This is a genomic window from Flavobacterium sinopsychrotolerans (assembly GCF_900110375.1).
GTDB lineage: Bacteria > Bacteroidota > Bacteroidia > Flavobacteriales > Flavobacteriaceae > Flavobacterium > Flavobacterium sinopsychrotolerans.
Genome location: NZ_FODN01000001.1, coordinates 835,929 through 856,451 on the forward strand (window position 1 = coordinate 835,929; position 20,523 = coordinate 856,451).

A 20,523-nucleotide genomic window follows, 5' to 3' on the forward strand; every position below is an offset into this window, starting at 1 on the left:
AATGGCGCGGACTCAACCCAAATCTTTAAACGATCAAAAAATTGGACTAAAATCTTCTTTTGATTCGCTTTTTTTTATACCCCGCTTTTTCAAAGAAATTTGGCGTACTAACAAAACGTTATTCTTGACATCAGCTTTTTGCAGAATCGTTGCGGCTTTGTTGCCCGTTGCAATTTTATGGGTTGGAAAACTCATTTTTGATGCCATCATCCAAATTACAACACACGGCGAAAAGGATTATTCTACGTTATGGCATTCTGTAGCAATAGAGTTTATACTCGTCGTGTTATCTGATTTGGTAGGTCGGGCAATTTCACTTACCGATGGAATTCTTGGAGATCAGTACAATATCAATAGTTCGATTAAAATTATCAAAAAGACTAATGAAATCGATATTAGTCTGCTGGAAAATTCTGAATTTTATGACAAGCTTGATCGAGCAAGAACGCAAACGGCAGGTCGTGTCGATTTAATGTCGAATGTTTTAGGTCAGGCACAAACTACGATTTCTATCTTTTCGCTTGTAATAGGATTGATTTATTTTGAACCTTATTTAATTGTCTTATTAATTTTAAGCATTTTTCCGTCTTTTATTAACGAAGTACGTTTCAGTCAACAACAATATTCGCTGGCTAGAAGCTGGACTTCCGAAAGAAGGGAATTGGATTACCTTAGATTTATTGGCGCTAATGATAAAACGGCAAAGGAAATTAAGCTTTTTGGATTAACTAGCTTTCTGGTCGAAAGATTTGAAACCCTTGCAACGCGTTATTTTAAATTAAATAAATCGCTCGTTGTAAAACGTTCCAGTTATGGGTTTTTATTTAATGTTTTAGGATCAATTAGTTATTATGCAGCATATGTTTTTATAATTTACAGAGTTCTTTCGGGCGGAATTACACTTGGTGAATTAACTTTTTTATCCGGGAGTTTCAATCGCTTAATGAGTAGTCTGCGAGATTTTTTTTCGAAATTTACTCGGATATCCGAAAGCTCTTTATATCTGAAAGATTATTTTGATTTTCTTGACATTCCGTCCGAATATAAAAATGAAAAGGAGGTTCCGTTGCCAGAAAAAATCAAAATCGGATTTGAATTTAAAAACGTCTATTTTGCTTATCCGGAATCTGATAATCAAATAGTAAAAGACATTAGTTTTGTTATAAAAGCTGGAGAAAAAATAGCATTCGTTGGGCAGAATGGTGCTGGAAAAACAACACTTACTAAATTACTGCTTCGGTTTTACGAGCCAACATCGGGTGAAATTTTGCTTGACGGCATCAATATAAATCGATATAATAAGGCCGATTATCAGGAATATTTTGGAGTCCTTTTTCAGGATTTTTTCAAGTATGAATTTTCAGTGAAAGAAAATATCGCCATCGGCAAAATTGATGAAATTAATGATTACGAACGAATACAAAAAGCGGCTGAATTAAGTTTGGCCAACGAAGTTGTCTCTGAATTAAAGTATGGCTACGATCAACAACTAGGAAAACGATTTGCCAAAGGTCAGGAACTATCCGGAGGACAATGGCAAAAAATTGCATTGGCACGGGCTTACATGAAAAACGCTGAGGTTATGATTCTAGACGAGCCCACATCGGCACTGGATGCCAAAGCTGAAAGCGAAGTTTTTGAACGATTTATAGGATTAATAAAAGATAAAACCAGTGTAATAATCTCTCATAGATTTAGCACTGTGAGACAGGCAGACCGTATTTTAGTCTTACAAGAAGGTAAGATTTTAGAATCAGGAACGCATAATGAGTTAATGGAAAATAAAAAATTATATGCCCAACTGTTCACACTGCAGGCTGAAGGCTATCTATAAAAAAATGGTATGGAAGATGAAATAATAAATAAAGTTGCGAATAGTGTTTTGGAAGTTTTCGATCTCGAAGATTATTATCCAAAAGCAATTCGCACGCAAATCGATATTTCGCAATGGCTTTTGGAAGGTTTTTTATTGAAAGAAAAAGACTTTAGAGAGGAATTGAAAAATCACGATTGGTCACAATATCAAGATCAATATGTAGCTATTGATTGCAGTACCGATGCTATTGTTCCGGCTTGGGCTTCAATTTTAGTGGCGATTCAACTAGCGCCATTTGCAAAGAAAATCATCAATGGAACTTTGGAAGATTTAGACGCTTCACTCTATGAAGAATTATTGCCTAAAATTGATTATTCGGTTTATGAAAATAAGCCTGTTATTATAAAAGGATGCTCCAGAAAACCGGTTCCGATGCGGGCTTATGTATTAGCAGCGCATTACTTGCAACCTTTTGCACGAAGTATAATGTATGGCGAAGCATGCTCTGCCGTTCCATTATACAAAGCACCTAAAAAGGGATAATATATTTACGTTTAGGAATACTTTAAAATGTATTTAAATTATAAAACATGAAAAAAATAGCTTTTTCTGTAGTGTTTCTTTTTGCAGTGCTTTCTGCTGCTGCACAAGAAACGGCAACAGACACGACTAAGTATTGGACCAAAAAAGGAAACATCTCACTGCTTTTTAATCAATCGGCATATAATAAGCAATGGCTGGGTGGTGGAACTTCGAATATTGCGGGGAATTTTGGACTGAATTATGACTTCAATTATAAAAAGGAAGATATCGTTTGGGATAACAAATTTATTTTAGCGTACGGCCTAACCAAAATAAAAGGAGACGAAAAAACCGCAAAAACAGACGATCGTCTGGAACTGAATTCTCTTTGGGGAAAGAAGGCCAAAGGACAATGGTACTATTCGATGTTTTTTAATTTCAAGACTCAAATGGACACAGGTTTAGACAAAAATGATGATAAAATATCGCATTTTTTCTCTCCGGCTTATTTCCAGTTGGGACCAGGAATGCTGTGGAAAAAAAGTAATAATTTGAGTGTCAATTTTTCTCCTGCGACAGCAAAACTAATTATCGTTCACCCTCATTTTACAGAATTTGGTCCTTCTTTTGGAGTATTGCAAGGCGATTCTACTCGATTTGAGTTTGGAGCCAGTATTACGGCATACTATAAATTCAATATCATGACAAATGTATCTGTAGAAAACCGACTGAATTTATATTCCAATTATTTAGACAATCCTCAAAACGTTGATATCGATTACCAAATGAATGTCATCATGAAAATCAATAAATACTTGTCGGCTAACGTAGCGGTACAAGCCATTTATGATGACAATTCGATTCAAGCCGTTCAGGTTAGAGAAGTATTTGGATTAGGTGTTAATTACGGTTTCTAAGAAAATACATTCTTATAAAAAAAGACCTTTAGAAATTTCTAAAGGTCTTTTTTTTGTTGTGTAGTGTCTCTGTACTCTGGTGCTCGTTTGCAACGAGTACCTACTTACTTGTGTGAACTAAATAAAGCGTTTGCAACGCGGTTAATATAAACAGATTGCCATAAAGGTTCGACATTTACATTACAAAAAACAGTATTGTCTTCTTCATAATTTCTATAACTACTGTTTACATAATCTCTTTCATGAAAAACGATTTCGGCTTCAACAGGATTATAATGAATATACTTTAGACGCTGTTCTATTTTTTCCAAAGTATCCAATATAACGGGATGAAAACCATCTTGCCATACTTTATAATTTTTAGCTCTTCCTGATTTTTGAGCTTCAAAACTAAATTTTCGTAACAGCCATTCTCGCCTGCTTTCAGGGTGTTCTTTTATTGCTTGTACCAGTTTTTTTGAGGTGAATTTTTTAAAATCTCGAATAACATTTTGCAGCTCACCATCAAATGCTGTTACAATTAAATGAATGTGACTAGTCATGTATACATAAGCATGCACACTCAATCCTTTTTCCTTGATACAATAATTTAAGGATTCGTCTAAAATACTACAATAATTAGGTCGTACCAATAAATCTACCCAGTCTACAACTGTTATTGTAATAAAAGTAGGCACTGTACTATCGATAACTTTGTAATTCTCAGACATTTTTTTCAAATATTGATTTTAAGAAACTCTACTATAAAACAGTCGTATAGTTATTTAAAGGTACTCCGGTTTTAGCGATCCGCGTTGCAAACGCTATAATTTGTTTCTTAATTTAAGTAGGTACTCGTCACAGACGAGCACCAGAGAACGTGGACAAACGAGCGCTAGTGGGTTCCAGTTAGCTCAAAATGGCTGTTGTGTGCTGTTATTTTATGGGAATTTTTGGAAAATTAATTATTGAACCTAATCCATCTTGAATTGACTTCCTACATTCTATTTTAAAATCATTATTATCATTAGCTGTTAGGTACTGACAAATGAAGAAAAGATCTATAGTTTTTATTAAACCTATTTTTTCTCTTTCAGCACCTTTAATACATTTTTGAGTAAAGAATTCTTTTCTTTTTTCTATTTGAATTAATCTATGAGGATTTCCAAATAATAATCCAAATGCTTTTTCTTCAACTTCTGCACGTTCAAAATCTTCATTTAATGAGTCTTGAAGTTGTCGGAACTTTCCAATATCTATTGATTTGCTATCTTTTCCTTCACATTCACCAATGTATCTAACGTTTTCTGGAGAAGTTATAACTTGATCTAATTCTAAAACTCCATCATCGAAATTGGCAGCTGTGTATCCTATTATTTCTAATGCTTTTATTACAGCGATTTCTAATGGTTTTCCTGTTTCAAATAAAAGATCTTTATATATTTCGTCATTCTTAAAAACTATCTCTAATCTTTCTTTTTCTTGCTCAAGTTCCTTTATGGATGAATTAACATTACCCAATAATTCTTGGGTGATTTCAGCTTTTTTCAAACTTAATTCTTTGTCATTGAGCCAATCAGGTTTTACTGTTTTTTCTACATTTGAAGAAATTTGTTTGTCAATTTCAATTATTCCAGTTAAAAGTTTTTTTCCAAAAATAATAGCCTTATTAGTCCATTCTCCATCTTTTTCGTAAAACTCATCTTTGTCATTATCTAAATAAGGTAAAATTATAACATTACCTTCTTCCATTTTAAATGATATTGATAAAAGTTTATCTAATGTTTTTGTTTTAAGTAATTCCGTATAAGATTCTTGTGATTCAATATATGCTTCGAAAGTTAAGTCTTTTTCAAAAGTTTTAAAAAACGGTTTAATTAATTCATTTTGACAGACTATTTTCTTGCCATTTGAATTATGAACCTCAAGTTCAAATGGAAGTGCTTTATAGTTATTTTGTAATTCAACTAAATTAGTCACTTTTTGATTTCTTCCAGTTCCACTTGTTTGTCTTTGGCCACTATCGATATAAAATTCATCTTTATATTTTAAAAGTACAAATAGATTTCTACCGCTTTTTAAGTAAGAACCTAATTCTTTTCTCCAATGTTTAATTGAATCAACAATTCTAGTTGAAGTATTAAGATTATATGATCTTTTACCTCTATAATTATTTTCATTATAATCATCAAAAGTATCTTTAAAATCAGGACAAAAAATAACTAAATCAGCATCCGAAAGAGATTTTTGGCTATCAATTGAAATATAATCATCCTCGTTTGTTGGTAATTGATAACCTACTGATAAAATTTCTTTCATAATTACATATTTGTATTTTGCACAGATTTTATAATTGCACACAACTTGTATATAGGCGCTACAAAATAGCGCATGTACATCTTATTTTTTTGGATAGGCGCTACTGCATAGCGTATTACTTTCAAATATACACTTTAATAATTATCTTACAAATCATCAAATGGACTTTTTATTTGTAAATTATCGTCATCGCTAAATCGCATGAAGGATGGCAGCGGAAATCCTTTTATGTAGTCCCGAAGATTCGGGACTACATAAAAGATTGCAGCGAACAGCCTGACGCAGCTGTAACGCAGAGCAAGCTGGGACATGCCCAAAAAAAATCCCTTTTGAAAATATCAAAAGGGATTGTGTATTTTATGTTTACGAGAAAATTATTCGTTTTCTTCTTCGTCTTTGTCTTCTTTTTCCACCGCGTCTTTATAATCCGGATATAAAAATTTATTGTACGGAAAACGGGTGATGTGAATTTGTCTTACGGCTTCGTAAACGCGTTCTCTAAATTCCTCGAAATTTTCTTTCTCGGTAGCCGAAATGAATAACGCATTTTGCTCTCCAACTCTGCTCATCCAAGTCGCTTTCCATTCTTCCAGCGTGTAATGTCTTGGCGTTTTTTCGGTCATTAAATCATCTTCATCAATAGTCAAATGCTTATACGCATCGATTTTGTTGAAAACCATAATTACCGGTTTGTCATTTGCCTTGATGTCCAATAACGTTTGGTTTACGGATGCAATATGATCTTCAAATTCCGGATGCGAAATATCAACTACATGCAATAACAAATCCGCTTCGCGAACCTCATCCAGCGTACTTTTGAAAGAATCAACCAGTTGTGTTGGCAATTTCCTGATAAATCCTACGGTATCCGAAAGCAGGAAAGGCAGGTTTTTGATAACTACTTTTCTAACGGTCGTATCCAAAGTTGCAAAAAGTTTGTTCTCTACAAAAACGTCACTTTTCCCAACAGCATTCATCAAAGTCGATTTCCCCACATTAGTATACCCAACCAGAGCCACGCGTACCATGGAACCGCGATTGCCTCTTTGCGTTCCCATTTGTTTGTCGATTGCTTTGATTTTATCTTTCAATAAAGCGATTCTATCTCTTACAATACGTCTGTCTGTCTCAATCTCTGTTTCACCAGGTCCACGCATTCCAATTCCCCCTTTTTGACGTTCAAGGTGTGTCCACAGTCCCGATAATCGAGGCAACATATAGATACATTGTGCTAATTCTACCTGCGTTCTTGCATACGAAGTCTCGGCACGTTGCGCAAAAATATCTAGGATAAGGTGCGTTCTATCCAGAATTTTACATTCTGTTATGATTTTAGATATATTTTTTTGTTGTGAAGGCGATAATTCATCATCAAATACCAAAGTTGAGATATCATTTTCTTTTACAAAAAGATGAATCTCTTCAATTTTTCCAGTTCCTACAAAAGTTTTAGGATTAGGACGTTCCATTTTTTGCGAAAAACGTTTCACCACTTGACCTCCTGCGGTAAAAGTCAAAAACTCCAATTCGTCAAGATATTCGTTTAGTTTCTCTTCACTTTGGTTTTGAGTCACAATACCAACTATAGCCGTTTTTTCGAAATTTATTACTTCTTTTTCTAACATATTTTTGAATAAGTTACAAATTTAATGATTTGTAAGGGACTTATTGAGTTCTGGGTTTATAAAAAAATCATAACGTGTGAATAATGATAGTATTTTGGTCGAACGCCATATTAGACCAAACAAGCCCCGAAAGAAATTAGCAAATTTGCCGAATTTGAAAATCAAATACGTTTGCCATGCTTACTATAGCAGTTCCATTGGATTTTTAATTATTTTTACAGCAATTTAATACCATTTGAATGAATCGCTTTTTGACTGTACTTATTGCGTTACTGCTTCCTGTTTTTCTTTTTGCCCAAAATAATTCTGAACAATTATTGCAGGAATTGGATCAAACAGTTGAGGATTACCAATTGTATTCAGATAAAAAAGAGATTCAAATCAACAAACTCAAAGAACTGCTGCCTTCTTCTTCTACCGATATTCAAAAATATGATGTTTACGGAAAATTGTATGCGGAATATAAATCGTATCAATCGGATTCCGCGTTGATTTACGCTCGAAAGAGTTTTCAAATTGCCGAAAAACTAAATGACATTGAAAAGCTAAATCATGCCCGATTAAATCTAGCGTCCATCATGGGAACATTAGGAATGTACAAGGAAGCAACCGACATTCTTAATCGAATCAACATCACTACTTCACCCGAATTAAAAGGTTATTATTTCACCGTAAATAGCGCCGTTTATGGCTATATGTCTGATTATGCGGCTTCGCTTCAGGAAAAAAAGAAGTATATTGTTTTAACAAAAAAGTACCGTGATTCTTCTTTAAACTATTACAAACCACAATCAAGCGCCTATATTATGGCGAAATCCAGTACGCTTCTTGATGCCGGAAAACACAAGGAAACACTGACTTTATTACTGAACTATTTCCCGAAAATTGCTCACAACAGTGATGATCGAGCGGTTATTGCCTACATTATTTCACAGGCGTATCGCCAAAAAAAAGACTTTAATCAGGAGAAAAAATGGTTGACTATTTCGGCTATTTCCGATTTGCAATTGGCCAAGAAAGAATATATTTCGTTGCGTTCGTTGGCTTTTCTGATGTATGAAAACGGAGCTATTGACCGCGCTTACAAATACATAAAACGCTCGCTTGAAGATGCCCTTTTCTGTAATGCACGCCTACGAACCTATGAAATATCTAAGATGTTGCCCATTATCAACGAAGCGTATCAAAAACAAAATGAAACCAATCGATTTCAGTTGGTATTGTTTTTAATAAGTGTGAGTATCTTATCCGTGTTCTTGTTGGCGGTGCTTTTTTTACTTTTTAAGCAAATGAAAAAATTATCCAAAGCAAAGCAGGATTTAAGTTTGGCCAACAGTAAGCTTTCGGAGTTGAATACTGAACTAAATACTTTCAATGAGAAGTTAAACGAGACGAATTATACGCTGACCGAAGCCAATCTTTTGAAAGAAATATACATTGGCCGTTACATGGATCAGTGTTCAGATTACATCGGCAAGTTAGACGAATACCGCCGAAAATTGAATGTGATGGCAACAACGGGAAAAATGAATGACTTAATCAGTGCCGTAAAATCAAAACAATTTGTCGAAAATGAACTGGCTGCATTTCTCACGAATTTCGACAAGACTTTCCTGCAACTCTTTCCTAATTTCATACCAGAATTCAGCGATTTGTTGATTGATAAAGAAGCGATACAATTGAAGGAAGGCGAACTACTGAATACGGAACTCCGAATCTTTGCACTCATCCGTTTGGGCATTAAAGACAGTGCAAAAATTTCGACATTTCTTCGGTATTCGGTATCCACAATTTACAATTACCGTTCGCAACTCAAAAACAAAGCAGCGGGTCCAAGAGAAGATTTTGAGGCCAAAGTAATGCGGATTGGAACCAATCTAAAATAGAAAAATCCTGTTTTTCAAGGAGGTCTTTGGGATTAAAACAATCTCAAAGACCACTTTTTTATTATAAATCTACCACTTTTTTTAAATACTAAATTTACATAATAAACAGTTATTCAGTATCTTGCATTTAAAAAAGAGAAATACAATCTACTTTTTTATGATGACAAAAATATGTAGTGTGTAAAGCGTTTACTTTTACCTTTTCGAAATATGGAAAACGTTGCATTTTCAATAAATCGATTTCGTAAAATCATATTCTATTACCAAACCTGAAAAATTAATTTATATTTTAAAAAATGAAGCAATTTCTTTTCACAGCCCTAATCTGGCTCGCATTTTTTAGCCCTGTAAAATCGCAGCAGTTAAAATCCCCAAATGGAAAATTTTTAATGGAGTTCTCCTTACAAAATGATGGAACTCCAAGTTACAGTTTAAATTACAAAAATAAAGCCGTTGTGAAACCAAGTAAATTGGGTCTTGAGTTAAAAAATGACAAAAAATCGTTGTTAAATGATTTCACTGTTGTTGATACAAAAACTACAACTTTTGATGAAAGCTGGAAACCGGTTTGGGGAGAAGTAGCCTCCATTCGCAATCATTATAACGAATTAGCAGTAACCTTAAACCAAAAAGAAACCGAAAGACAAATTGTGATTCGTTTCCGTTTGTTTGACGATGGTCTAGGATTTCGTTATGAATTCCCTTCGCAAAAAAACCTTACTTATTTTGTAATCAAAGAGGAAAGAACTCAGTTTGCCATGGCAGGAGATCATACTGCTTTTTGGATTCCGGGTGATTATGATACCCAAGAATATGATTATACCACTTCAAAATTATCTGAAATCAGAGGATTAGCTGAAAAGGCAAAAACGGCCAATGTGTCGCAAACTTCTTTTTCCACGACAGGAGTTCAAACTTCGCTAATGCTAAAAACAGCTGACGGATTGTATATCAATTTACATGAAGCTGCATTAATCAATTATTCTTGCATGCATTTGAATTTGGATGATGCAACCATGGTTTTCGAATCTTGGTTGACACCAGATGCAAAAGGAGACAAAGGATACATGCAGGCTCCAAATCATTCGCCTTGGCGTACCATAATTGTTAGTGATGATGCCAGAGAAATTTTGGCTTCAAAAATGACGTTGAACTTAAATGACCCTAGCAAAATTGACGATACGTCATGGATAAAACCCGTTAAATATGTGGGTGTTTGGTGGGAAATGATCACCGGAAAAAGTTCTTGGGCGTATACGGATGAATTTCCTACGGTACAACTTGGCGTAACTGATTTTTCAAAAGCGAAGTCAAACGGTAAACATGGTGCAAATAACGCCAATGTGAAAAAATACATTGATTTTGCAGCGAAACATGGTTTTGATGCGGTTTTAGTTGAAGGTTGGAATGAAGGTTGGGAAGACTGGTTTGGTCATTCTAAAGATTATGTTTTTGATTTTCTGACTCCGTACCCTGATTTTGATGTCAAAGGTTTGCATGAATATGCCAAATCAAAAGGTGTAAAAATGATGATGCACCATGAAACTTCGGGATCGGTACGTAACTACGAGCGTCACATGGATAAAGCCTATCAGTTCATGAAAGACAACGGATACGATGCTGTAAAAAGTGGTTATGTTGGTTCTATCATTGAAAACGGTGGAAATCATTATAACCAATTTATGAATAACCATTATCAATATGCTATTGAAAAAGCAGCTGATTATAAAATTATGGTGAATGCGCATGAGGCAGTTCGTCCTACAGGAATTGCAAGAACATACCCAAACTTAATTGGTAACGAAGCTGCAAGAGGAACAGAATATCAATCTTTTGGTGGTTCTAAACCAAATCACGTGACGGTGTTGCCTTTTACACGTTTAGTGGGCGGACCGATGGATTACACTCCTGGAATTTTTGAAATGGATTTGAGTAAATTGAATCCAGATAATCATTCTCATGTAAACAGTACGATTGCAAATCAACTGGCATTGTATGTAACCATGTACAGCCCGTTGCAAATGGCAGCGGATACTCCTGAAAATTATGACCGTTTTCCAGATGCGTTCCAGTTTATCAAAGATGTAGCAGTAGATTGGTCGGACAGTAAATACCTTGAAGCAGAACCTGGTCAATATGTTACCGTTGCGCGTAAAGCAAAAGTGACTAACAATTGGTTTATCGGTAATGTCAATGGCGATACTTCTCGTACCTCAACAATCAAATTTGATTTCTTGGAAAAAGGAAAAAAATATGAGGCAACGATTTATGCAGATGCAAAAGATGCGCATTATAAAACAAATCCACAAGCCTATACTATTCGTAAAATAAAAGTAACGAACCAATCGAAGTTAACCCAGCTAAGTGCTCCGGGTGGAGGTTATGCGATAAGCATCATTGAAATCAAAAAGTAACTAACTATAAAAGGCTGTCTAAATAGACAGCCTTTTTATTTTCTAAAAAATACGGAAAGAAAAACAGGATCATACATTGACTTTCTATTATTCGTATAAATAATTAAACTCCGTTTTTACTATCCCATTTTCTTCTACAAGGGAACAGGATACTGGATAGTTTAAATTATTGTATTTGTATTTTCTGCTTTTACCAATAGCATTTACTGCAGTAGAGGCAAAACTTAATTCATTATTATTAGATATTGATTCAAAATCAAATTCATCTTCATGAAAAGAAACTAGTGGCACAATCGTTTTATAATTTTGACCAAAAATGTTTTTCACTATTAATAAATCAGCAGAGTTTTTATCATCAAAAGTATAGTTCTTGATTGATTTGTCACCAATCAATCCTTTATGTCTGACAATATTGTCTTTGAAATACACATACTCTATTTTATTAACTATTTGTTGATTTCGATCCCTAGAAGAACGTCTGGCTACAAGTCCATTTTCAACAACATATTCAATATCTTCAATCAAGGTTTGATGACTGTTACTTTTTTTAGTTACTGCTTTTACTCTTGATCCTTCGTAAGTAATAATAACTGTTTTAGTAACAAGTTCTCCACCTTCTTCGTATTTCTTGGTAAACTTTACCAATTGATCCTCTTTATTATAAGCGTAATTTACAACCTCTTTCCAGTTACTTCCTTGTCGTTCTTTGACTGTCATGTCCAATAATTCTTTTGGATTATAAAAAAAACTTTGAATAACGTCAGATGTTTTAATGGACTGTAATTTTCCGTCCTTAAATAAGATGGTTTTATTTATAATCTCACCACTTTTTAAATTACGGAAATTTGTCTTTACAATATTAATTTGCTTTAACTTGACTGAATTTTCTGAAATTTGGCTTAGCATCAAACACGGCATGACCATCATAAATAAGGCAATAAAGTAGGTTTTCATTAGGTATTTATATTGATTTGGAATGGCCAAAATACAAAAACCAATCAAAGTATAAAATTTTTATTCCAAATTTATATTTTTCAGCTTGAATGCCATCTGTTTAGGTTTATGCATGGTGTTTCTATCAAAAAAACAGGAGTTATCTCCAAAAATAGATAACTCCTGTTTTTTATATGATAACTCTTCAGTTTTTAATAATATCTGAGCAATGAATCTTAATTTATTGTAATAAGTTTAACCTCAAAAATAAGCACAGAACCTCCGGGAATTGGACCTCTATCGTCATTCCCATATCCAAGGCGAGCAGGAATTAAAAGAATTCCACTTCCGCCTTCTTTAAAATAAGGGATACCTTCTGTCCAGCCTTTTATCACTTGGTTTAAACCAAATGAAATACCTTCCGCTTCACTTTCGTCGAATACCGATCCATTAGTAAAATAGCCTTTGTAAGCAACTGTTACATTAGAGGTTGCGGTAGGTTGTTCACCAGTTCCCGCTTCATTAACTACATAATACAAACCTGAATCGCTTCTTTGGGCTGTTAAATTATTTTTTGCGATATATGCAATAATATCTTGTTCATTTTGGGCAACATAGTCAACTTTTTTGTCTTTTGAACAAGACATACTAAGTACTAAAGTAAGTGCAAAAAGGATTTTTTTCATAATAAATTTTATTTAAAGAAGGCAAATATAATGAAAATGTGACTGTAGCGATGCTAAAAATCAACCCCCTCCTTTTCTTTTAAATAAAAATCATTTGTCCCCAAAAACCTGAACATCATCTACTTGAAAAGCGCCATCCAAAGCCAGATTTTTCCCGGAGCCGGTATATTTGAAAGCAATGTTAATTTTACCTTTATAAGAAGATAAATCTACTGCGCCACTTCCTATAAATTGATACCATGCTGTAGCTTGTTTAGGCAAATTTACAACTAACGGAGTCCACGTTGCGGAAGCCACATTCAGTCCGTCAAAATCAGAGGAAACATAAACTTCTAAAGAATTCAATGGTGAGTCAACATCTAAATGATGCTGAGCCGTCCTAAAAGTCAAGACTTCTTTAGTATGAACATCCATGTCAATTTTTGGCGAAATCAGCCAAGCAATATTGGATACGACTTTAGTTCCTGAAATGCTAAACTCGGCATAACCGTTTCCGGAATACACTGTCCCTTTCCAGAAAAGCGTTCCTGATTGAACCATATTTGACCAACTGGGAAGACTCAATTTTGAGTTATCCACTACTTTTTCAAAATCTTCAGAGAAGAAAGGAACTGCTCTTGTTCCAGTCATAACGACGTCTTTTTCGGAGCGGGGCAATAATTGGTAATCCGTTCCGTATTTCGTCAAAATCCCTCGTACTTTTCCGCTTCCTTCCGGAACTAATTTAGTTGCAAAATCAGAAAAACTACTGGTTCTAAAATAGATTTGATTCCCTAATTTATCCATCAAACCCCAATTCGTTGCACCGCCCACATTATTGGTTTCTTCAAAATAATGACGGCCAATTGCCAATGCCGAAAACTGAACATCAGACAACTCAACCAACGTATTCAAATTAGAATCATTCAGCAGTTCCGACATTGTTAACGACCGAACTAAAGCCTCTTCCTTTACATTCGTACAAGAAGCATTCAACACTTTTTTATACTCATTTTGCGAAAGTCGCCCCACGCCACCTTCATTGTAAGAATTCACAAAAATACTTCCGATACGCATTCCGCCAAACGAAATATCCGTGTATTGATTTTTCAAATTGATGTATACTTTATTGCCCAACCTATAGTCAATATACAAATTTGTAGCATCCACAGGAACACTAAATCCTATGGCTGGCGTTGTGGCTGTTGCCAAAGTCTGAAAGGAAATCGACTTGAAAAAATTACCCGATTCATCGCTGGAAACCACATATGCCTCGATGACATCATCGTATTTGTATTGCGTTACAATCGCATTTGCAACCGCATGAACTTCGCTGACAGTTTTATTAGTCACTAAATCCGGCTGTGTGCAAATAAGTTTTGGAGCCACAACCTCATCGGTCACGCAACTACCAAATGTGATTGTCATCAGTAAAAATAGAACCGATTTGTAAAATGTTGATTTCATATGCTTTAATTTATAGATTGATATAAAGATTCACGAAGTACGTTCTGCCGTATCCGTAGAAATATTTTGGTCCAAAAGAAGGCGTACCGCTGGAAACATCTTGATTAATTTGTCTGAAATTGGCATTTCGGGCTTGTTCGTAACCACCCGTTTTATAGGTAACATCAAGCACATTATTGATGCTGGCAAAAACGCCAACATTCTTTCCATAAATTCGCCATGATTTTCCACCCACGAGATTGAGTAACATCGTAGGATCAAATTTTTCTTGTTTTAATAATACTGCGGCTCTTTCCTCCGTCGCCTCCGGAAAATTAAAACCGCTTGCGGGATTCTTATAAAATATTTCGGTTCTTGAAATAGGTGAAATATCAATATAACTGTTGGTGAGGTAATTTACATTGGCGCTAAGCCACCAATATTTTGGATCTCGATACTCAATTCCTACGGAATACGCGCGTTGTGGCATTCCTGCTTGCTTGTAATTTTTGAGGGAAGCCGTTCCAAAATCAAAAACCGGACTGGTGTTTTCTGGAGTTGCTTCGGCATCGTTTGTCAATGTCACATGTGGATTACTGTCATACGTATATTCGCCAAAAGCCGCTGAAAAAGTAGTTTTAAATGTTTGCGTCAATTGATATTCCAAACTAAATTCTACACCCATATTCTTCTTGTTTAATTGCGTTAATGTTTGGCTCACAAAAGCATCTGTATTTAAATAACCGGAGCCATCATCAAAAATTCCTTCGGCATAAAAAAAGGAAATTTGAGTTGCGTTTTTAATCAGGGAATAATAAGCTGTCAGTCGGGCTTTCAGTTTTGGTGAACGGTAGACATAACTCGCATCCAAACTGCTGATGTTCTCACTTTCGATTCCGTCTACAATTGCATTATTCAAACGGGAATTTGCAAAAGTATTTTTCAAAGAAGGCGCTTTGGTCAAATGTGCCGCATTAAAAGTCACCAACTGTTTGCCGGAGATTTTCAAATTGAATCCGGCTTTGAAGCCAAAGTTTTCAAACGCAACTTTCTCACTTTTCCCAAAGGAATTGGTTTCATAAATCCCATTTTTGTACAAACCCTCCCGTTGATAATCTGCTCTGGAAAAATTTTGTGCCAGATAGAAATCCACTTTGCTATAAGTGAATTTAAATTGGGTAAATGCTTCTACCGTATTGGCAAAATAATTATAATTGTATCCGTATGTATCGCCAACGACTACTTGACGGTCTGGATTATTCAAATCAGATTGTGATTGATTCCCGCTGTAAAAAGCATCAATATCTTCAAAATAAGAGCCACCAAGCAAGTCCAATAACTTTTGTGAATTGTGCGATTTTAGTTTTTTGAAAGACGCTCCGGCATTCATAAAAATATTTTCTGAGAGTTGCGCGCTAAAATTTGTTGTGGCCACCGCCGTTTCATCTTCCACTTGATCTTCATACAAAACATACTTGCTTTTTGTGGGTTCGTAGCCCGTAATTGTTCCATTAGCATCCAAAACTGGATTTTGATTGGCTTGATATAATGCTGACCAATCAATTTGAGGATTGGCTAAAAATTCCCCTTTGCTTTTCTCCGCATTTTCATAATCCGGAGTAAATGCTCCCGAAAATTCTCCGTTATCCGGTGCATAAAGCGAGCTGTAATAACTAGGCATTTTTCTGTAATACGTGGGGTCAGGACTATTGGCATTTTGATAATCGATGTTGCTGTTGGCAATTTTTCCAAATTGATACATTACGCTCGAATTCAGATTCGTTTTATCATTGATTTTAAAATAATGATTCAGCATCATCGTGGGTTCTTCAATGGTTTTCATGCGGGCATTTCTTTTTTCACCGTCCTGAAAACCCCAATACGAATTGTATTTTACGTTTGTAAGCTTCGTAACTTCGGCAGTGTTTGGCGAATTTTTGGCTCTGGAATTAGGCGTGTACAGTGCCGTAAGATTCAACGAATGCTTCTCGCTTAACTTTTTTTCCAGGCTTATAAAAAAGGAATTCGCATCATAATTGGTTCCTTCAAAATATCCTTCCTGCGCCCAGCGCTTTCCTGCCGAAACTACAAAAGCCCAACCACGGGAATTCATACCGGAAGCATGCGTTGCCATCGTGCGCCAACTGTAATTGGTATTGGTTGATGAAAAGGAGATTCGGGAACCTGGTCTGTAAATGGAAGCCCGCGTGTTAATTTCCTGAGTTCCCAAAATTCCGCCAAACGTATAATCTGAAGGGGCTGTTCCAAGGGTGAATTCCTGATTGCGGAGCGCATCATTCAATCCGCCCCATTCTCCCCATTGTGGTCTTCCATCATAAATTTTGTTCATGGAAACGCCATTAATCATCATCGTGGAATGTTCGCTGTCTAATCCCCGCACTCTAAAACGAGCTTGTCCCCAGTTGAAAGCAGCGGATTGCAGAAAAGCATCGCGGGACGATTGCAAGAGTCCGGAAGTACTTTCGGAACTGCTGTTGTCTTCGCCAAAATCGCTTTCGATAAGTGTGATAATGCTGTTTTGTTGTTCTGTGGATTGGTCTTCTTCTAAAGTCATGGTTCCCAAATCCAGCATTTGTCCTTCGGTGATTTCGACCGGATATAAGCCATCTTTGAAACCCTGACTGTGTACCAGAAGCAATATATTTCCTGTGGGAACGGAATCAAAACTGAAATTACCATCCTCTTTAGTGAGTTGCATTAAAGTCGTATTTTGAACACTGACGACGACAAAACCTAATGGATTTTGGGTTTTGGAATCTACGACTTTTCCAAAAAAACCCGTACTGTTTTGTGCAATACTACATCCAATATGAACCATAAAGAAGAACGCAACGTAAAATTTATTCATGAATTCAGATGATGAGGTTACAGTATAAAAGCGGGAATTACAATAAGAAGTTCAACCGTTACAATGAATTGCAACGGTTGAACTACAAAAATTGAAAACGTTATCCGAAATGGGATAACGTTAAATAATTAAAAGTGAATTTTGGAAAAAGTGGTATAAACCTTAAATACGATACTGCTGAATGAGTGGTATTTTGCATGCAGTATCAAATGAAAATATTCTATAAAAGAATTATAATGTTAAATGTATAAAAAAAATACTAACATATTGATTTTCAATGAAAATATTTTATCAAACCTGTTTTCGGGGAAAGTTCTTAGATAATCTGAACGAGTTCAGTAGCCCCGATGGCAGCAAGTATCCCAAGCTTTTGGACGTGGATACTGCGAACAGCGGGAGAAAATGTTTTTATGGAAACGAAATATCGTGCTCCTAAAAATTTATAGTTATTCTATTGCTTTGATTCGGGATACCATTATTGCGATTAGAATCCCAAAAACGCCGATGAATGCGAATGAAAATCTGAGGCTTGACAGCTCCGCTATGTACCCGATGATTGGCGGACCCATAAGAAAACCCAGAAAACTTACGCTGGAAACGGTCGTCAAGGCTACGCTGGGCGACACATTTGGGGTTTTTCCGGCCACACTGTAAACTGTGGGAACTATGGTGGAAACTCCCAAACCAACGAACATAAACGCGATGGTTGCGGGAATGACAAATGGGAAGAATACGGCTGTAAAAAGTCCGGCTGATATCATGATGCCGCTGATTTGCAAGACAGTTTTTCGGCCAAATTTACGAATCAAACCGTCTCCTAAGAAACGTCCGCCCGCCATCATAATCATAAAGGAAGTGTACCCCAAAATCACTAATGGTCCGGGCGCCTTGATGACATCTTTGAAATAAACACCGCTCCAGTCGAACATTACGCCTTCGCTTGCCATGCAACAAAACCCGATTATTCCCAACCAAATCAGCGCACTGTCCGGTTTAGAGAATAATTTTTTCTTTTCGGTTTGTATGGTTTCTTTGGCTTTTATTAAAAATTTATAGTTGAAAGCCATCATCAAAAATACGATTCCGGCCACAATGAGAAAGTGAATGTACGGTGTTAATTCAAAAGCCAGCATTCCTAATCCTACTAATGCTCCCATGAATCCAGCAAAACTCCACATCCCGTGAAAGGAGGACATAATGGTTTTTTTGAAAAGCACTTCGGTGTAAACGCCTTGTGTGTTTACGGCGATATTAGATAGGTTTCCAAAGATTCCAAAGACGAATAATCCCAATGACAATTGCCAAGCGGAAACAGCCAATCCTAAATTTGTCATGCTAAAAACATATAATGAAAGGGCAAATATCAAGATTCTATTACTGCCAAAACGGGCGACTAATTTTCCAGAAAAAGGCATTATCACTAATTGACCTAATGGCAAAGCGAATAAAATACTTCCTAAATCACCTTCGCTAAGATGCAAAGCGGTTTTGATATCCGGGATTCGGCTAGCCCAAGTGGCAAAGCACAAACCCATCCCAAAGTAAAACATAGAAACTGCCCAACGAATTCGGTTCAAATAAGAAACCTTAGCTTCAGTGTATGTTTTCTTGAGTTTGGCTTTCGTATTTGACCTTCCTAAAAAGTTTAAATCTATCAAAGTGATTTATTTTAGCATTTAATGGGTCAAAATTACAAAAAGCAATCATTGGTTGTGTCAAAACAAAACATTTGACGAAAAATACAACGTTATTGTTTATAAAAGTAGTTACCGCGAATTCGCGAATTTCTATACTTTTTAAAAATTAGCTAATTCGCGGTAGATTTTATAAGTCGATTACTTTTTTCTGTGCACTGCTTTGAATCGCAGCTTCAATAATTTGCATTACCTGAACACCTTCTTGTGCCGTTACCGGTTCGGTCGTGTCATTTACAATCGATTGATAAACTCCGTCAAAAAAGTCATAATAATTGCCTTGAAGTGTAGGAATAATTTCCTGAATAATTTCGCCATTAATTTCAGTGTGCAACAGTCCTTGTCTTTCGATGGATTCCGTTCCCCACGTTTCTAAATTTGGTTTATTTCCTAATTTCAATTCGTCTTCCTGAACATCGCCGCGTGGTTTTAGGAATGAGCCTTTTTTCCCATGAATGACGTACGCCGGAATTGCTTCCCGAACAAAAAATCCTGCTTTGAGTCGGACGCGGAAATTGGAATAATACAGTAAAATATCAATATAATCATCTACCAAAGAATGTTCCCTTGTAATACGAATATCGGCAAAAACGGATTGTGGCAAACCAAATAAACACAGCGCCTGATCGATCAAATGCGGTCCCAAATCCTTCAGAATTCCAGCACCGGAATTGGCCGTTTCTTTGTGTTGTTTCGGACTCAAAAGTGGATTGTAGCGGTCGAAATGGAATTCGGCTTCCACGATATCACCTAATAGTTTATCTGAAATAATTTTCTGGACGGTTTTGAAATCGCTGTCCCACCTTCTGTTTTGGAAAACGGCCAGTTTCAATCCTTTTTCTTTGGCGATAGCCGCTAATTCCTGCGCTTGGGCAACCGTTGTAGTAAATGCTTTTTCGACAATAGCGTGTTTTCCGGCCAAAAGGACTTGTTTTGCATATTCATAATGCGTTTCCACCGGCGTATTTATAACGACTAAATCTACGTCATCTTCCAACAACTCTTCCATGGTGGCGTAACTTTTCACCGAAGGAAAATCCTGATGAATTAATTTTTTACTTCGTTCCCAAGAACCAAGGAGTTCAAATCCGGGGTGAAAATTTAAAAAAGGAGCATGAAATACTTTCCCGGACATGCCGTAGGAAAGTAAAGCTGTTTTTATTTTTTGCATGGTATTATTTTTCAAATTATTGGCGTGTTTTTTTAAACATATAAGCCACATAAGTTTTTAAAAATTAAATAAGTAGTGAAGTTTTTGTCATTTATTTTCTTTTAAAATGGAGACTGACACCTGTTTTTTTAACATATAAGTCATGTAAGTTTTTAAAAATTAGACAAGTAGTCAACTTTTTGTCATTTCTTTTCTTTCAAAAAATAGAGACTGAAACCTATTTTTTTAACATATAAGGCATATAAGTTCATATAAGAATTGAAATAT

14 protein-coding genes are annotated in these 20,523 nt (G+C 35.7%); 5 read left to right on the forward strand and 9 right to left on the reverse strand.

Annotation, left to right across the window (positions count from 1 at the left end):
- Position 1: 1 nt before the first annotated feature.
- Genes BMX64_RS03770 through BMX64_RS03780 form a run of 3 tightly spaced genes read left to right on the forward strand, consistent with a single transcriptional unit; the run spans position 2 to position 3,255 of the window.
- On the forward strand, positions 2–1,834 hold the full coding sequence (locus tag BMX64_RS03770; protein WP_091166397.1) for an ABC transporter ATP-binding protein: 1,833 nt from the start codon (positions 2–4) through the stop codon (positions 1,832–1,834).
- Between the two features lie 9 nt (positions 1,835–1,843).
- The gene (locus BMX64_RS03775) at positions 1,844–2,359 is read left to right on the forward strand and encodes a DUF2480 family protein (protein ID WP_091166398.1); all 516 of its coding nucleotides are present in this window, start codon (positions 1,844–1,846) and stop codon (positions 2,357–2,359) included.
- Positions 2,360–2,406: 47 nt separating this feature from the next.
- Positions 2,407–3,255: a DUF3078 domain-containing protein gene (locus tag BMX64_RS03780; protein WP_091166399.1), complete on the forward strand. Its 849-nt coding sequence runs from the start codon at positions 2,407–2,409 to the stop codon at positions 3,253–3,255.
- A 104-nt stretch (positions 3,256–3,359) separates the two neighbouring features.
- Here BMX64_RS03780 and BMX64_RS03785 read toward each other — a convergent pair whose 3' ends face one another.
- The 3 genes from BMX64_RS03785 to hflX form a co-directional block, all read right to left on the reverse strand.
- Positions 3,360–3,965, reverse strand: a complete 606-nt coding sequence (locus tag BMX64_RS03785; RefSeq protein WP_091166400.1) for an REP-associated tyrosine transposase — start codon at positions 3,963–3,965, stop codon at positions 3,360–3,362.
- Between the two features lie 205 nt (positions 3,966–4,170).
- Positions 4,171–5,553, reverse strand: coding sequence for a hypothetical protein (locus BMX64_RS03790; protein WP_091166401.1), 1,383 nt, complete (start codon positions 5,551–5,553; stop codon positions 4,171–4,173).
- Positions 5,554–5,927: 374 nt separating this feature from the next.
- Positions 5,928–7,178 carry a GTPase HflX gene (gene hflX, locus BMX64_RS03795; protein WP_091166402.1) on the reverse strand — a complete coding sequence of 417 codons (1,251 nt, stop codon included), beginning with the start codon at positions 7,176–7,178 and terminating at the stop codon, positions 5,928–5,930.
- A 239-nt stretch (positions 7,179–7,417) separates the two neighbouring features.
- Here hflX and BMX64_RS03800 point away from each other — a divergent pair, with 239 nt between their 5' ends.
- On the forward strand, positions 7,418–9,064 hold the full coding sequence (locus tag BMX64_RS03800; protein WP_091166403.1) for a DUF6377 domain-containing protein: 1,647 nt from the start codon (positions 7,418–7,420) through the stop codon (positions 9,062–9,064).
- Between the two features lie 296 nt (positions 9,065–9,360).
- Positions 9,361–11,478 (forward strand): glycoside hydrolase family 97 protein, encoded by a 2,118-nt coding sequence (locus BMX64_RS03805; RefSeq protein ID WP_091166404.1) that lies wholly within the window; start codon positions 9,361–9,363, stop codon positions 11,476–11,478.
- An 87-nt stretch (positions 11,479–11,565) separates the two neighbouring features.
- Here the strand turns inward: BMX64_RS03805 and BMX64_RS03810 are convergent, their stop codons facing one another.
- The 6 genes from BMX64_RS03810 to BMX64_RS03835 form a co-directional block, all read right to left on the reverse strand.
- Positions 11,566–12,432: a hypothetical protein gene (locus BMX64_RS03810; RefSeq protein WP_091166405.1), complete on the reverse strand. Its 867-nt coding sequence runs from the start codon at positions 12,430–12,432 to the stop codon at positions 11,566–11,568.
- 215 nt (positions 12,433–12,647) lie between these two features.
- On the reverse strand, positions 12,648–13,097 hold the full coding sequence (locus tag BMX64_RS03815) for an FKBP-type peptidyl-prolyl cis-trans isomerase (protein WP_091166406.1): 450 nt from the start codon (positions 13,095–13,097) through the stop codon (positions 12,648–12,650).
- A gap of 90 nt (positions 13,098–13,187) precedes the next feature.
- Entirely contained in the window at positions 13,188–14,543 is a 1,356-nt protein-coding gene (locus BMX64_RS03820) for a DUF5689 domain-containing protein (RefSeq protein ID WP_091166407.1), read from the reverse strand.
- 10 nt (positions 14,544–14,553) lie between these two features.
- Positions 14,554–17,391 carry a carboxypeptidase-like regulatory domain-containing protein gene (locus tag BMX64_RS03825; protein WP_091166408.1) on the reverse strand — a complete coding sequence of 946 codons (2,838 nt, stop codon included), beginning with the start codon at positions 17,389–17,391 and terminating at the stop codon, positions 14,554–14,556.
- A gap of 446 nt (positions 17,392–17,837) precedes the next feature.
- Complete coding sequence (locus tag BMX64_RS03830; protein ID WP_091166409.1) at positions 17,838–19,049, reverse strand: MFS transporter; 1,212 nt, start codon at positions 19,047–19,049, stop codon at positions 17,838–17,840.
- Between the two features lie 166 nt (positions 19,050–19,215).
- Positions 19,216–20,256, reverse strand: coding sequence for a Gfo/Idh/MocA family oxidoreductase (locus tag BMX64_RS03835; protein ID WP_091166557.1), 1,041 nt, complete (start codon positions 20,254–20,256; stop codon positions 19,216–19,218).
- Between the last annotated feature and the right edge of the window lie 267 nt (positions 20,257–20,523).

What these genes read in the sequence shown, in the direction of transcription:
- BMX64_RS03770 (WP_091166397.1), top strand. Translation starts at nt 2, where the DNA reads ATGGCGCGGACTCAACCCAAATCTTTAAACGATCAAAAAATTGGACTA.
- BMX64_RS03775 (WP_091166398.1), top strand. Translation starts at nt 1,844, where the DNA reads ATGGAAGATGAAATAATAAATAAAGTTGCGAATAGTGTTTTGGAAGTT.
- BMX64_RS03780 (WP_091166399.1), top strand. Translation starts at nt 2,407, where the DNA reads ATGAAAAAAATAGCTTTTTCTGTAGTGTTTCTTTTTGCAGTGCTTTCT.
- BMX64_RS03785 (WP_091166400.1), bottom strand. Translation starts at nt 3,965, where the DNA reads ATGTCTGAGAATTACAAAGTTATCGATAGTACAGTGCCTACTTTTATT.
- BMX64_RS03790 (WP_091166401.1), bottom strand. Translation starts at nt 5,553, where the DNA reads ATGAAAGAAATTTTATCAGTAGGTTATCAATTACCAACAAACGAGGAT.
- hflX (WP_091166402.1), bottom strand. Translation starts at nt 7,178, where the DNA reads ATGTTAGAAAAAGAAGTAATAAATTTCGAAAAAACGGCTATAGTTGGT.
- BMX64_RS03800 (WP_091166403.1), top strand. Translation starts at nt 7,418, where the DNA reads ATGAATCGCTTTTTGACTGTACTTATTGCGTTACTGCTTCCTGTTTTT.
- BMX64_RS03805 (WP_091166404.1), top strand. Translation starts at nt 9,361, where the DNA reads ATGAAGCAATTTCTTTTCACAGCCCTAATCTGGCTCGCATTTTTTAGC.
- BMX64_RS03810 (WP_091166405.1), bottom strand. Translation starts at nt 12,432, where the DNA reads ATGAAAACCTACTTTATTGCCTTATTTATGATGGTCATGCCGTGTTTG.
- BMX64_RS03815 (WP_091166406.1), bottom strand. Translation starts at nt 13,097, where the DNA reads ATGAAAAAAATCCTTTTTGCACTTACTTTAGTACTTAGTATGTCTTGT.
- BMX64_RS03820 (WP_091166407.1), bottom strand. Translation starts at nt 14,543, where the DNA reads ATGAAATCAACATTTTACAAATCGGTTCTATTTTTACTGATGACAATC.
- BMX64_RS03825 (WP_091166408.1), bottom strand. Translation starts at nt 17,391, where the DNA reads ATGAATAAATTTTACGTTGCGTTCTTCTTTATGGTTCATATTGGATGT.
- BMX64_RS03835 (WP_091166557.1), bottom strand. Translation starts at nt 20,256, where the DNA reads ATGCAAAAAATAAAAACAGCTTTACTTTCCTACGGCATGTCCGGGAAA.